Below are 13,313 nucleotides of genomic sequence, written 5' to 3'. Positions count from 1 at the left end.
TCAGATTGTTCGAGCATTCGCCGTCGAGCGCTGGTTTTGATCATGCCCCCCTCTCCCGACCAGCCGCTTCGCATCCTGCACGCCGTGCGCGCTCCGGTCGGCGGCATCTTCCGCCACATCCTCGACGTCGCCAACGGTCAGGTCGATCGTGGCCACCATGTCGGCATCCTCGCCGACAGTCTCACCGGCGGTGAACGCGCCGACAAGGCCCTTGCCGAACTCGCACCGCGGCTGAAACTCGGCGTGCACCGGATGGCGATCCGCCGCGAACCGTCGCCTGACGATGTCCTGGTCTGGTTTCGCTTGCGGCGCCTGATCGCCACGCTCAAGCCCGACGTGATGCATGGCCACGGCGCCAAGGCCGGCGCTTTCATCCGAATGCGGCGGCGATCCGACGACACCATCCGCATCTACACCCCGCATGGCGGCTCGTTGCATTATCCCCTCAACACTTTCAAGGGCGAGTTTTACGCGCGGCTCGAGCGTGCGCTGATGGACGCGACCGACCTGTTCCTGTTCGAAAGCGCGTTTGCCCGCGACACCTATCAGCGCATCGTCGGCAAGCCGAAGGGCGTGGTGCATTGCGTCTTCAATGGCGTGACGCCGGAGGAATTCGAACCTGTCATCATGGCCGACGACGCCACCGACCTCGCTTATGTCGGTGAGTTCAGGCACATCAAGGGCGCCGATCTGCTGGTCGAAGCGGTGGCGCGCCTACACGAGGGCGGCAAGAAGGTCACACTGACGCTCGGCGGCGATGGTGAGGAGACCGCGGCGCTGAAAGCGCAAGTCGAGCGGCTCGGCCTCTCCAGCGCCATCCGCTTCATCGGTCACGTCAAGGCACGCTACGGCTTCTCCAAGGGGCGGCTGCTGGTCGTTCCCTCGCGTGGCGATTCCATGCCCTATGTCGTGATCGAGGCCGGTGCCGCCGGCATTCCGATGATCGCGTCCAAGATCGGCGGCATTCCCGAGATTTTCGGCGCGGAGAACCCGGCGCTGTTTGCGCCGAGCAACGCGGAGGCCATGGCGGAAGCGATTGCGGCCGCGCTCGATAATCCGCTGGGAACAGCGCAGCGCGCCTCGTCACTTCGCGAGCGCATCTCCGCGCATTTCTCCCAGCAGGCGATGGTCGAGGGCGTGCTCGCGGGCTATCGCGACGCATTTACCAATCACTAACCATTCTTAAGACCCGCTTTAGAGAATCTTCCGATTTGTCCGATAATCCAAGGCCCAGGGGATGCTCGCCCGGGGCGCAAGGACGCGGCCCGCGGGTTTTTGGAATGGACGTGGACTCCCGTGGAACCGCTCAACGCACGCTCGATGCTCGATGCCGCGACCAGCGCCGCGGCGAAGCCGGCTGACCAGCCCTTTGTGGAGCGCCGCCAGCGGCTCTCGCTCGCCGCGCTTGACGTCGTCAACCAGAAGGTCGCCCGCGCCTATTCGCCGATCGTGATCACCGGCTTCGTACGCCTCGCCGATTTCGCGCTGCTGAGCCTCGTCGGCATCGTACTCTATCTCGGCTATGTCATGCCGCACGCCGGCTCCTTCAGTTGGATCTATCCCGCGCAGATCATCGCCGTCGCGATCTCCGCCGTGGTCTGCTTCCAGGCCGCCGACATCTATCAGGTGCAGCTGTTCCGTGGTCAGCTCCGGCAGATGACTCGGATGATCTCGTCCTGGTCGTTCGTCTTCCTGCTGTTCATCGGCATCTCCTTCTTCGCCAAGTTCGGCAGCGAAATATCGCGGCTGTGGCTTGCCGCCTTTTACGTCCTCGGGCTTGCCGCGCTCCTCTGCGAGCGTCTGGTGCTGCGCTCGCTGGTGCGCGCCTGGGGGCGCGAGGGCCGGCTCGACCGACGCACTATCATCGTCGGCTCCGACCGCAACGGCGAACAATTGGTCGAGGCCCTGAAAGGGCAGGAGGATTCCGACATCCACGTACTCGGCGTGTTCGACGACCGCAACGACAGCCGCGCGCTCGACACCTGTGCCGGCGCGCGCAAGCTCGGCAAGGTCGACGACATCGTCGAGTTCGCCCGCCGCACCCGCGTCGATCTCGTGCTGTTCGCTCTGCCGATCTCCGCCGAGACGCGCATCCTAGAGATGCTGAAGAAACTCTGGGTGCTGCCGGTGGACATCCGCCTCTCCGCGCATACCAACAAGCTGCGCTTCCGTCCCCGCTCCTATTCCTATATCGGCGAGGTACCGACGCTCGACGTGTTCGAGGCGCCGATCACCGACTGGGACCTGGTGATGAAATGGCTGTTCGACCGCGTGGTCGGCACCCTCGCGCTGCTCGTGGCCTTGCCGGTGATGGGATTGGTGGCGATGGCCGTGAAGCTCGACAGCCCCGGCCCCGTGCTGTTCCGACAAAAGCGCTTCGGCTTCAACAACGAGCGCATCGACGTCTACAAGTTTCGCTCGATGTACCATCACCAGGCTGATCCGACGGCCTCGAAGGTCGTGACCAAGAACGACTCGCGCGTCACCCGCGTCGGCCGCTTCATCCGCAAGACCAGCCTCGACGAGTTGCCGCAGCTCTTCAACGTGGTCTTCTCCGGCGATCTCTCTTTGGTCGGCCCGCGTCCACATGCGGTGCAGGGCAAGCTGCAGAGCCGCCTGTTCGACGAAGCCGTCGACGGCTATTTCGCCCGCCATCGGGTCAAGCCCGGCATCACCGGCTGGGCCCAGATCAACGGCTGGCGCGGCGAGATCGATAATGAAGAGAAGATCCAGAAACGCGTCGAGTTCGACCTCTATTACATCGAGAACTGGTCGGTGCTGTTCGATCTCGTCATTCTGCTGAAGACGCCGATCTCGCTGCTGACCAAGAACGAGAACGCGTATTGAGTTTGTCGTGCCGGAGCCACGCTGTCATCGCCCGGCTTGACCGGGCGATCCAGTAATCACCGGCAGTGGAAACTGCCACGAAGGGCTCGGAGTGCTGGATGCCCCGCCTTCGCGGGGCATGACGGCGGAAGTTGTGTGGTAAGAATAGCGTGAGCATGTGATGGCGTATGCGGCAACAGCCGGGGAGATGAATGCAGCCGTTCGCGCTGCGCCCGGCGTGCTGGCGCTCCAGCGCGCGCTGGTATGGCTGGTCGGCGCCTCCGGCGCGATCGTCTTCATCGAGCCGAGCCCCTACGAGATCGTGACGCTGCTGGCCACCGTCACCTTCTTCGCCACCGGCCTGCGTCTGCGGCTCGCTTTGATGCCGCTGGTGCTGATGCTGATTCTGCTCAATGTCGGCTACACGATCAGCGCGGTCCCGCTGTTCGAGCAGTCCGAGGTGGTGAGCTGGATTGCGACCTCCTGGTACATGGCGGTGACAGTCGTGTTCTTCGCCATGGTCACGTCGGAGGACACCGCGGCCCGGCTTGACATGCTCCGCCGCGGGCTCGTGGTCGGCGCGATGGTCGCCTCGCTCTCGGCTGTCGCCGGCTACTTCCACCTGGTTCCCGGCGGCGACGATCTCCTCACGCTGTATGGACGCGCGCGCGGCACCTTCAAGGATCCGAACGTGCTCGGCGCCTTCCTGATCCTGCCGGCACTGTTCTCGCTGCAGAGCGTGGTTTCCGACAAGGCCGGCAAGGCGTTTCGCAACGTCATCGCCTTCGGCATCATGTCGCTGGCGATCCTGCTCGCGTTCTCCCGCGCCGCCTGGGGCGGGCTGGTGCTGACATCCGCCTTCATGCTGGCGCTGATGGTGCTGACCAGCCGCACCAACGCGCAGCGCTCGCGCATCATCGTCATGGCGATCCTCGCCGCGGTGCTGGGCCTCGCGCTGATCGCGGTGTTGATGTCGTTCGATTCCACCGCCGAGATGTTCAAGCAGCGCGCGAGCTTCGACCAGAGCTATGACGAAGGCAGGTTCGGCCGGTTCGGCCGGCACATCCTGGGAGCGGAGATGGCGCTCGACCTGCCGTTCGGGATCGGCCCTCTGCAATTTCACCGCTTCTTCCCCGAGGACACCCACAACTCCTATCTCAACGCCTTCATGTCCGGCGGCTGGCTGTCCGGCATCTGCTATCCCGCGCTGGTCTTCACGACTGTCATCATGGGTGTCAGGCACATCTTCGTGCCTGTGCCGTGGCAGCGCGCTTATCTTGCGGTGTTCTCGGCCTTCGTCGGCACCGTCGGCGAAAGCTTCGTGATCGACACCGACCACTGGCGGCACTTCTGGATGATGCTGGGCGCGATGTGGGGCATGATCGCGGCTGCACAGGTCTACAAGGCTAGGGCTGGCGACGAAGCTTCTTCAGCTTGAGAGTGGGACGCTTTTCCGGCGGCGTATCGAGCAGGCCCTTAAGCGCCGCAGTCGCCGCCAGCACGCCCTTGTAGCCCTCATTGGCGAAGCGCAGCAGCAGGCGCAATTCCTGGTCGGAATAGCCGCCAAAAACACTCTCCATCGCCTGCTGCATCGGCACGTAGAACTGGCCGAGTCTTTCTATCGCCTCCGGCACGACGGCAATGAAGACCTTGCGACGGTCGGCATCGTCGCGCTCACGACGGACCAGGCCCGCCTTCTCGAGCCGGTCGACCACGCCGGTGATGGCGCCGGTCGTGAGCCCCGTGACTTCGGCGAGCCGGCCGGCGGTGACACGGCCTTCCAGATACAGGATGTCCATGCATTCAAGGTCGGAATTGGCAATTCCGGCAACGTTCGCAACGGTCTGGCCATAGAGCACGCCCTGCGCGGACGATCTGCGCATCGCCTCCTCGAGTTCCTGCAGCAGCGCAGCGCGCGCCTTCGTCCTTGACAAGGCAGACCTCGTATCTTAGTAAATATATATCTTAGTCACTAAGATATTTAGCGACCATAATTCTCCTAGCACCACGGAAACGTCAGGAGCAAGCCATGTCCTATCCTCCCCGCAAGGCCCTGATCATCGGCGCCGGCATCGCCGGGCCCGTGGCAGCCATCCTGCTGCGCCGCGCCGGCATCGAGTCCGCGATCTACGAGGCCTGGCCCTATTCGAAAGGCATCGGCGGCGGCCTTCAGATCGCACCGAACGGCATGCAGGTCATGGACGAGATCGGCCTTTCGAACGAGCTGATCAGCCGCGGCTCGATCGCGGAGTCCTTCGAATTCTATTCGCAAAGCGGAGAGAGGCTCGGCTCGATCAACCGCGACATGGCGCGGCGTTTCGGCCAGCCCGCGGTCAATGTCTGCCGCGCCACGCTGAACGAGATGCTGATCGACAAGGCCTGGTGCGCGTGCGTTTCACTCTATTTCCAGAAGCGCCTGATCAAGATCGAGGATCGCGGCGACCAGCCGATCATCGCCTACTTCGCCGACGGCACCACGGCCGAAGGCGACTTCCTGATCGGCGCCGACGGCGTGCACTCAGTGACGCGCCGCCAAGTGGTGCCGGACGGGCCGCAACCGTTCGACACCGGCCTGATCGGCTTCGGCGGCTTCGTGCCGCACGCCGTCCTCGGTGGCCGACCGATCGGTCGGCACGTCGAGACCACGTTCGGGCAGAGCGGCTTCTTCGGCTATGGCTATTGCAGTCCCGATCCGAACGACGGCGTGATGTGGTGGAGCACGCAGCCGGCGCACGGCATGGACGCGGCGATGTTTCGCGCGCTCGACGATGCAACGCTGAAGCAGCACCTGCGCGGTTTCCACCGCGGCTGGCACGACCCGATCCCTGGCATCATCGATGCAGCCGAGAACATCGTGGTCACCGACACGCTCGACGTCGCCACCCTGCCGACCTGGTCGCGCAAGCGCTCGCTGCTGATCGGCGATGCCGCCCATGCGACCAGCCCGCATGCCGGCCAGGGCGCCTCGCTCGCGCTGGAAGATGCGATGCGCCTCGCCCGGTTGATGCAGCAAGGCCAGGAGCTCGGCGTCACCTTCCAGGCCTTCGAGGCCGAACGACGCCCTCGCACGGAAAAGATCGTCGCCATGGCCCGCCGCAACGGCAACAGCAAGCGCGAGTTCAGCGCCACCGGCGCGTGGATGCGAAATCAAATGATGAAGTGGCTGCTGCCCCTGGGCGCAAAGAGCATGGAGTTCATGTACGCGTACGACGCGCGGGCGGTGTAAGCGCATCAGGTCGAACCGTACTCGGCCGCGTCATGGACGGCGCAAGAAGAACCAGTCGCAGAGCGTTGAAACATAGTCATTATAACCAATGTCACATCCATAAGCTGCATAACCATATTGGAAAGACCATCCCATGATTGCAGTGACCGGTGCCACCGGCCAACTCGGCCGGCTTGTCATCCATTCCTTGTTGAAGGCTGTGCCAGCACAGCAGATTACAGCCGTCGTCCGAGATCCAGCCAAAGCAGAGGCCTTCAAGGCTGAAGGTGCTGCCGTCCGCCCAGGCGACTACGACGATCCCACGGGCCTGGAACGTGCTTTCGCCGGCGTAAGGAAGCTGTTGCTGATCTCGGCCGGCGAGCCCGGCAAGCGGGTTCGCCAGCATGAGAACGCGATCACCGCGGCGAAGGAATCTGGGGTTGAGCTAATCGCCTATACCAGCTTGCTGCATGCAGACATTTCGACACTGGAGCTTGCCGCCGATCATCGGGCGACCGAGACGCTGCTGAAGGCGAGCGGCGTGCCATATGTGTTGCTGCGCAACGGCTGGTACACCGAAAACTATCTCGGCGCGTTGCCAATGGCGCTTGCGCATGGTGCGTTTGTCGGCTGCGCCGGCGAAGCGCGCATCGCGTCGGCGAGCCGCCTCGACTACGCGGATGCCGCCGCCGCAGTCCTGACGTCGCGGGAGGATCAATCGGGCAAGGTTTACGAATTGGCGGGCGACGAGCCCTACACGCTTGCCGAACTGGCGGCCGAAGTTGCGCGCCAGACAGGCAAACCAATCGTCTACAGGAACATGTCGGAAGCAGGGTTTGGTGAGGCGCTCATTGGCGCGGACCTTCCCGAGCCGGTGGCGCGCATGCTCGTCGGGTTCGACATCGCAGCGGCAAAGGGCGATCTGTTCGACGATCGGCGCGACTTGAGCGACCTTATTGGTCGTCCGACGACGCCGTTGCGCGCGGCGGTCTCCGATGCACTTGCAGCGGTGGCCCTCCAAGCGCCACCGCCTGTCGCCGTGAAGGGATAGTCAATGCGAGCTGCAATTGTTCATTCGTTTGGTTCTTCACCGACCTTTGGCGAGTTTGCAGAGCCTTGCGCGGAGGCTGGCGAAACGGTCATCGACGTTCTCGCCGCGCCGCTGAGCCCGATCGTGAAAAGTCTCGCCGCGGGCAAGCACTACACGAGCAATACCAGTTCGGGCAGCGCTGGCTTCGTGCCTGGTGTCGATGGGGTTGGGATGAATTCCACCGGTGAACGGGTGTATTTCATATTTCCCAAGTCCCCGTTCGGCTCCATGGCGGAGAAGTCGCTGGTCGCATCGAGCGCGACCGTGCCTGTGCCCGATGGTATTGACGACGCGCGGGCGGCTGCCGTCGTAACCAGCGGGCTCTCTTCGTGGGTTGCGCTCACGCGCCGTGCGAAGTTCGTGCGGAGCGAGGCCGTGCTGATTAACGGTGCGACCGGGTCGGCGGGAAGCCTGGCGGTTCAGATCGCCTCCTATCTGGGCGCCAGCAGGATCATCGTGACCGGGCGAAATGCAACCAAGCTCGCCGCGTTCCCCAAGACGGTCGAGACAATCCGACTGGACGAAAATGTGGACGCTTCGCTGCAACGCGCGTTCTCCGGAAAGATCGATGTAGTTCTCGACTATCGCTGGGGGGAGCCCGCAACCAGAGTCATCGCTGCGGCAACGGACGGACGCGGATCTCGCAGTGGAGAACCTGCCATTCGTTACGTCCAGCTCGGCTCAATCGCTGGAGAAACAATCCCACTTTCGGCGCATGCGCTGCGCAGCTCTGGCCTGGAGATTCTTGGCAGCGGGATCGGCAGTCTCTCGATTTCGGAACTGATCTCGGGGGCCGGAGAACTTTTGGCGGCTCTGCCAGCCGGCGGTTTTGACACCCCGGTGAAGACGTTGCCCCTCACGGCGATAGCCGAGGCCTGGAACGACGCTGCGGATGACCACCGGATTGTCTTCCGACCATAGACCTGCTCAATCTTCGAATCCCCGATCATTCGGCTCCACGTGAGCGGACGTCGGCACGAGGATTCGCTCAGGCGCCTGTAGCACTCTCCTCGTCTTCAAGCTTCTTGCGCAGCGCCTTCATGAGGCGACCGGCGATCCTGAGGTCTTCCATCGGGAGACCTTGCACCAGGGAGTTGACTCTGGGGTCATACAGGCGGATGGCAGCGTCGTAAGTCTTCCGTCCCTTGTCCGTCAGCACCACAAGGTGCGCGCGACGGTGATGTGGATTGGGCTCGAACGTAACGAGCCCTTCCTGGGCCAGGTCATTGACGATGCGCTGAACGTTCTGGCGGTTCGCTCCGAGGTCGCGGGCGAGCCAGGCGACCGGCTGGGCGCGGTCCGCGGCTACGATTGCCCCCAGAATTTGCCAGCGCGCGCTGGTCAGGCCGAGCGGAGCGACCAGCCGGTCGCCCCACGTCACGGTCAGGTTGTTGACCCTGAACAGATCGAGAATGAGCTCAGTCAAAGCATCACCGGCCGGGGATCGCTTGGTAGCGCGCATATTGTTACCATGACCTTAGTTGACATCATAATGTCAATATGGCTCTCTGTAGCATAAATATCGACATCATCATGTCACATTGAACAGGCTGGCCGTCTTCGGTCAAGGGAACCCAATCATGATCAAGGTGATCCATCCCATTGCTGGCGCAATCGCGCTTCTGACCATCTCGACATTTTGGTTGTCGACCGCACTCAGCGAGCTTTTCGCATCCCAAGCCGTCATCACCGCCGTCAAGACCGCCATACCATGGGGCTTTCTTTTGCTGGTCCCGGCGCTGGCGGCGGCGGGGGGCACGGGCCTTACGCTGGCACGGGGTCGGCGAGCCGGCCTGGTCGGCGCCAAGATCAAGCGAATGCCGCTGATCGCCGGCAATGGCGTCCTGGTCCTCGTCCCCGCCGCACTGTTCCTCGCACATAAGGCGAGCGCCGCCGAGTTTGATGCAGTCTTCTATGCGGTGCAGGCTGTCGAGCTTGCCGCAGGAGCTGTGAACATCACCTTGCTCGTGCTCAACACGCGAGACGGCTTGAGGATGAAAGGTCGGTTTCGCCGCCTGGGAGAAGGGAAGGTGACAGCTACTTCTCCACCGTGAACGTCAGCCCTGCATTCTCCTGCAGCCGCTTGATCAGCCTGTGCTGCATCGCTGCTCCCGGAGTCCAGAGGCCGGCCTCTACGTTCGGCGTGTCGCGCAACAGGCAGATTGCGCATTCGGAGATGATCTTCGCCGTCGACGCATAACCCGGATCGAGATCGCCCTTGACTGCCGCGCGAACCTGACGGCCATCGGAAGCAATCGCGACATAGAGCAGGTCGTAATGACCGTTGTCGCGCTCCTCCTTTGAGGGGCCCTCGCCGGGCTTGAGCGCTTCAGGACCGGTCTTTTCGCTGTTAGCGGCCATGACGCGCTTGGCGTTGGCCTGCCCTTCCTCCCCCGCCCCCGTCAGCACCATTTCGTCGTAGACAAAATCCCGGCCATACGGGAATCCCATCAGCAAGTTGGAGCGATGGACATTGCGCGTGTTGAGGATCGCCATCGCGAACGGTGCGGACCAGGATTGCAGGTCCTCCTCGAAGATGGGCCTGTTGCCGCGCGGCTGTTTCGGTCCCTCGAAGCCCGGCGTGAAGGCAAATGGGTCTTTGAGGATCGACACCAGGCTGAGGTCCTGCGCCACCGCCTCAAAGGTGACCCTTGCACTTGCCGAAGTGCCGCCGGAGAATTTCCAGCTGAGGTCGCGGACGCGGCCCTTGACGCGCGGTGCCGGTGCGCCGAACGCGCGCTTGGCCTGCTCTTGCACGAAGAACGCACCGAGCTCGAACGGCACCGAGTCGAATCCGCAGGAGAACAGGATCCGGGCGGCGCTCGCTTTCGCTGCGGCTTCATGCTTGTCGATCATCTGCTTCAGCCAGATCGGCTCGCCGCAGAGATCCATGTAGTCGGTGCCCGACGCGACGCAGGCGGCAAGCAGATCGGAGCCATAGAGCTGGTATGGACCGACCGTGGTGACGACCAGCTTCGCCTGATCGACCATCGCCCGCAATGACGTAGAATCGGCTGCGTCCGCAACGATGAGCGGCGTGTCGGCAGGCGCGCCGATCGCATCGCGGACCAATGCGAGCTTGTCACTGCTGCGACCCGCCATCGCCCATGTCGGCGCGCCGTCACCGACGTAATGCGCGGCCAGGTACTCGGCGACGAGCTGGCCAGTATATCCGGTTGCGCCGTAGACGACGATGTCGAATTTTGCGGACACGGATCGGCTTCCTGGGATCGTGGGCTTTAAGCTTCCACAGCGAAGGTCAGCCCAGCATTCTCCTGCAGCCGCTTGATCAGCTTGTGCTGCATCGCCGCGCCCGGGGTCCAGAAGCCGGCTGCGACGTCGGTCGTGTCACGCAGCATGCAGATCGCGCATTCGGAGATCATCTTCGAGGTCGACCCGTAGCCGGGATCGCGGTCGCCGGTGACGCCGGCGCGAACCATGCGGCCATCGGGCGCGATCGCGATATAGAGCAGATCGAACAGACCGTTGTCGCGCTCTTCTTTCGACGGCCCCTCGCCGGGCTTCGGTGCGTCGGGGCCGGTCTTGCCCGCATTGGCAGCCATCACGAGCTTGGCGTTGGCCTCGCCCTTCTCGCCGGGACCGGTCAGGACCATCTCGTCGTAGACGAAGTCCTGGCCGTAGGGAAATCCCATCAGCATGTTGGAGCGGTGAACGTTGCGCGTGTTGATCAGCGCCATCATGAACGGCGCCGCCCAGGATTGCAGGTCCTCCTCGAAGGCGGCCCTGTTGCCTTTCGGCTGCTTCGGGCCGGTGAAGCCGGGCGTCAGCGCAAAATGATCGTTGAGAATGGCGACAAGGCTGAGATCCTTGGCCACCGCATCGAAGGTCGCCTTCGCGCTCGCGGCGGTGCCGCCCGAGAGCGTGCCGCGCATGTCGCGCACACGCCCTTTCACCCGCGAGGCCGGCGCGCCGAACACACGTTTGGCTTCTTCCTGGACGAAGAACGTGCCGAGCTCGAACGGCACGGAATCGTAGCCGCAGGAAAACACGATCCGCGCGCCGCTCTCTTTTGCAGCCGCCTCGTACTTGTCGATCATCTGGCGCATCCAGATCGGCTCGCCGCAGAGATCGAAATAATCCGTGCCCGTGGCCACGCAGGCCGCGAGCAGTTCCTCACCGTAGAGCTGATACGGCCCGACGGTGGTGATCACCGACATCGTCCGTTCCGCCATCGCCTTCAGCGAGGCCGCATCCGACGCATCCGCGACAATAAGCTCTGTATTCCCGGGCGCGCCGATCGCATCGCGGACCGATTTCAGCTTGCCGAGGCTGCGGCCCGCCATCGCCCATTTGAGCGAATGGTCGCTCTTGTAATGCTGGGTCAGGTATTCGGCGACGAGCTGGCCGGTAAAACCGGTCGCGCCATAGACGACGATGTCGAATTTCGCAGAGCTCATGGTCGGCCTTTGCTTTACTTCTTCGCGTAGCTCACGCCCATGCCGGCACGGACGTCGCTTTGGATACCATAGGGCGGGATCGGATAACGCAGTCCGTTCTTGGCCAACGCCTTCATGCCCACAACCGCCTTGGCGAGATGCTCGGGCTTCAAGGCCATCAGCATCTCCTCGTCCGGCACGCCGCCATAGCGCCGTTCGGCATAGCATGGCAAGGACAGGCTGGGCTCGCCGCTTTTGAGCGCCCTGCCCCAGGAATCGGCGCAGGCGGTCTCGCCGACCACGCCCCATTCGAACTTCTTGTAGCCGGTATATTGCAGCCCGTTGATCAGGATGATCATCTGCCCCGGCGTCGCATAGACGAGACAGATGTCCGGCGGATCGAGCCGGCCGCTCGCCAGCGGACTGACCGCGAGCGCCTGATATTGCCCGAACGGAACCACGTCCAGCGCCTCCTGGCGCTTGCGCGCGTCCTCGGCCGTGCCGTGCCAGACCCCGACATAGTTTTCGCCGGCGAGCCATTTCTCATCCTGCGGTGCAAGGCCGATCACCGCGCGGCACTGCGCGCCGACGAGATCGTCGGCGGTGATGCCGACAGTCCAGCCCAGACGCGCAGCCATGCTGACGATCTGGTCGGTGGTGTGGACCGCGTTCGGCCGCCGGATCTTCGGGATTGCCTCCATGTCCGCGGTCCGCGCGAACAGCTTCATGCCGATCACCGTGGTCTTCAGCCGCAACAGGCTGTTGAGATCGGCGACGAGGCCGGCAAGATCGATGCTGTCTGCACTCTGCTGTTGCATGGCGTCCTCCCGGCCGGCAGTCGCGCGCCGGCGCTGATATTGCTTGTTGAACGGTTCTAGTCCTTCGCCGGTCCCGGGAGCAACTCGCCAGTGCGGCCCATCAGGCGGTAGGCGAGGAGCCCGATCCATTCGCGCACGGCGACCTCGGTTCGGCCGAGCCCGTCCGTGCCGACATTGGTGAAAGAGAAGAGATCGTCACGGCCGCCCATTCGCCAGTCTACGGGATAGGCTTCGACGTCAAATCCCGCCTTGCGAAAGATCCCCATCGAACGCGGCATGTGAAAGGCCGAGGTGACCAGGAGCCAGCGTTCGCCCGGTTTCGGTGATACCAATTGCCTGGTGAAGATCGCATTCTCGTAGGTGTTGCGAGAGTCCCGCTCGAGGATCAGGCGCTGCTTCGCGATGCCCAGATTCTCCAGGATCGGCGCGGAGTAGTCGGCCTCCCGGGAGTCCGTCGAAACCAGGTTCGCGGTGCCCCCGGTGAAAACAACGCGCGTGTTCGGATAGCGGCGCGCGAGCTCGGCCGGCGCAAACAGGCGATCGGCCGCGTGCGCCACGACCGGCGTGCGGTGTGCCGCCGACAGATCGGTGTCGACCGAGCCGCCGAGCACGATGATGCCGTCGGGCGCACCGCGCGACGGATCCCACGGCGGAAAACGCGACTCCAGCGGATAGAGCAAGAGGTTGCCGAGCGGCGAAAACGCGGCGAGCGCCAGCATGATCAGCGTGGCCGCGGCGAGCTTGCGGCCGAAGGCGGCAAAGCGCGTCGCCATCAGGACGACCGAGACGATTCCGAGCTCGATCATCAAGTTGATCGGCAGCACCGCGGCGCCGAGGGTCTTGGACAGGACAAAAAGCAGGGGAGCCTCGCTGGAATGGTCGTGCCTGTTGCGCGCGGGCTTGACCCGCCCGTCGATCTTCAGAAAGCTTCTTGGAAGAGGATCGATTGCCTGGTCAAGCCCGGGCCTGTGAAACGG

Annotated in this window: 13 protein-coding genes; 7 read left to right on the top strand and 6 right to left on the bottom strand. The window is 63.6% G+C overall.

All coding sequences use genetic code 11. The features are described 5' to 3' along the window. Nucleotides 1-42: 42 nt before the first annotated feature. The 3 genes from AC0L3K_RS02640 (at nt 43) to AC0L3K_RS02630 (ending at nt 4,264) form a co-directional block, all read left to right on the top strand. Nucleotides 43-1,176 (top strand): glycosyltransferase family 4 protein, encoded by a 1,134-nt coding sequence (locus AC0L3K_RS02640; RefSeq protein ID WP_354128900.1) that lies wholly within the window; start codon nt 43-45, stop codon nt 1,174-1,176. A gap of 120 nt (nt 1,177-1,296) precedes the next feature. Continuing rightward, nucleotides 1,297-2,847: an undecaprenyl-phosphate glucose phosphotransferase gene (locus AC0L3K_RS02635; protein WP_473255092.1), complete on the top strand. Its 1,551-nt coding sequence runs from the start codon at nt 1,297-1,299 to the stop codon at nt 2,845-2,847. 160 nt (nt 2,848-3,007) lie between these two features. Then, entirely contained in the window at nt 3,008-4,264 is a 1,257-nt protein-coding gene (locus AC0L3K_RS02630) for an O-antigen ligase family protein (RefSeq protein WP_473365458.1), read from the top strand. On the opposite strand, the gene AC0L3K_RS02625 is transcribed toward AC0L3K_RS02630, so the two are convergent. Next, entirely contained in the window at nt 4,233-4,709 is a 477-nt protein-coding gene (locus AC0L3K_RS02625; protein WP_473365488.1) for a MarR family winged helix-turn-helix transcriptional regulator, read from the bottom strand. The two genes, AC0L3K_RS02630 and AC0L3K_RS02625, sit on opposite strands and share 32 nt — an antisense overlap. A 146-nt stretch (nt 4,710-4,855) precedes the next feature. Here AC0L3K_RS02625 and AC0L3K_RS02620 point away from each other — a divergent pair, with 146 nt between their 5' ends. The 3 genes from AC0L3K_RS02620 to AC0L3K_RS02610 all read left to right on the top strand — a co-directional run bounded on the left by AC0L3K_RS02620 (nt 4,856) and on the right by AC0L3K_RS02610 (nt 8,042). Further along, entirely contained in the window at nt 4,856-6,052 is a 1,197-nt protein-coding gene (locus AC0L3K_RS02620; RefSeq protein WP_473365457.1) for an FAD-dependent monooxygenase, read from the top strand. A 133-nt stretch (nt 6,053-6,185) separates the two neighbouring features. Then, nucleotides 6,186-7,082 (top strand): SDR family oxidoreductase, encoded by an 897-nt coding sequence (locus AC0L3K_RS02615; protein ID WP_219682245.1) that lies wholly within the window; start codon nt 6,186-6,188, stop codon nt 7,080-7,082. A gap of 3 nt (nt 7,083-7,085) precedes the next feature. Then, complete coding sequence (locus AC0L3K_RS02610; RefSeq protein WP_473365456.1) at nt 7,086-8,042, top strand: quinone oxidoreductase family protein; 957 nt, start codon at nt 7,086-7,088, stop codon at nt 8,040-8,042. A gap of 67 nt (nt 8,043-8,109) precedes the next feature. On the opposite strand, the gene AC0L3K_RS02605 is transcribed toward AC0L3K_RS02610, so the two are convergent. Continuing rightward, nucleotides 8,110-8,583, bottom strand: coding sequence for a MarR family winged helix-turn-helix transcriptional regulator (locus AC0L3K_RS02605; RefSeq protein ID WP_007603464.1), 474 nt, complete (start codon nt 8,581-8,583; stop codon nt 8,110-8,112). A gap of 118 nt (nt 8,584-8,701) precedes the next feature. On the opposite strand from AC0L3K_RS02605, the gene AC0L3K_RS02600 reads away from it, so the two are divergent. Continuing rightward, complete coding sequence (locus tag AC0L3K_RS02600; protein ID WP_007603463.1) at nt 8,702-9,175, top strand: hypothetical protein; 474 nt, start codon at nt 8,702-8,704, stop codon at nt 9,173-9,175. Here AC0L3K_RS02600 and AC0L3K_RS02595 read toward each other — a convergent pair. From AC0L3K_RS02595 to AC0L3K_RS02580, 4 genes are read right to left on the bottom strand one after another with little or no spacing between them, the layout of a single operon-like run. Beyond that, nucleotides 9,159-10,334: a saccharopine dehydrogenase family protein gene (locus tag AC0L3K_RS02595; protein WP_007603462.1), complete on the bottom strand. Its 1,176-nt coding sequence runs from the start codon at nt 10,332-10,334 to the stop codon at nt 9,159-9,161. The two genes, AC0L3K_RS02600 and AC0L3K_RS02595, sit on opposite strands and share 17 nt — an antisense overlap. A 26-nt stretch (nt 10,335-10,360) precedes the next feature. After that, the gene (locus tag AC0L3K_RS02590) at nt 10,361-11,539 is read right to left on the bottom strand and encodes a saccharopine dehydrogenase family protein (protein WP_007603461.1); all 1,179 of its coding nucleotides are present in this window, start codon (nt 11,537-11,539) and stop codon (nt 10,361-10,363) included. Between the two features lie 14 nt (nt 11,540-11,553). Further along, the gene (locus AC0L3K_RS02585; protein WP_219682248.1) at nt 11,554-12,336 is read right to left on the bottom strand and encodes a DUF169 domain-containing protein; all 783 of its coding nucleotides are present in this window, start codon (nt 12,334-12,336) and stop codon (nt 11,554-11,556) included. A gap of 56 nt (nt 12,337-12,392) precedes the next feature. After that, nucleotides 12,393-13,142 (bottom strand): YdcF family protein, encoded by a 750-nt coding sequence (locus tag AC0L3K_RS02580; protein ID WP_246648835.1) that lies wholly within the window; start codon nt 13,140-13,142, stop codon nt 12,393-12,395. Between the last annotated feature and the right edge of the window lie 171 nt (nt 13,143-13,313).

The organism is Bradyrhizobium sp. MI1.10, assembly GCF_055811035.1.
This window is presented reverse-complemented; position numbering and strand designations above follow the sequence as displayed.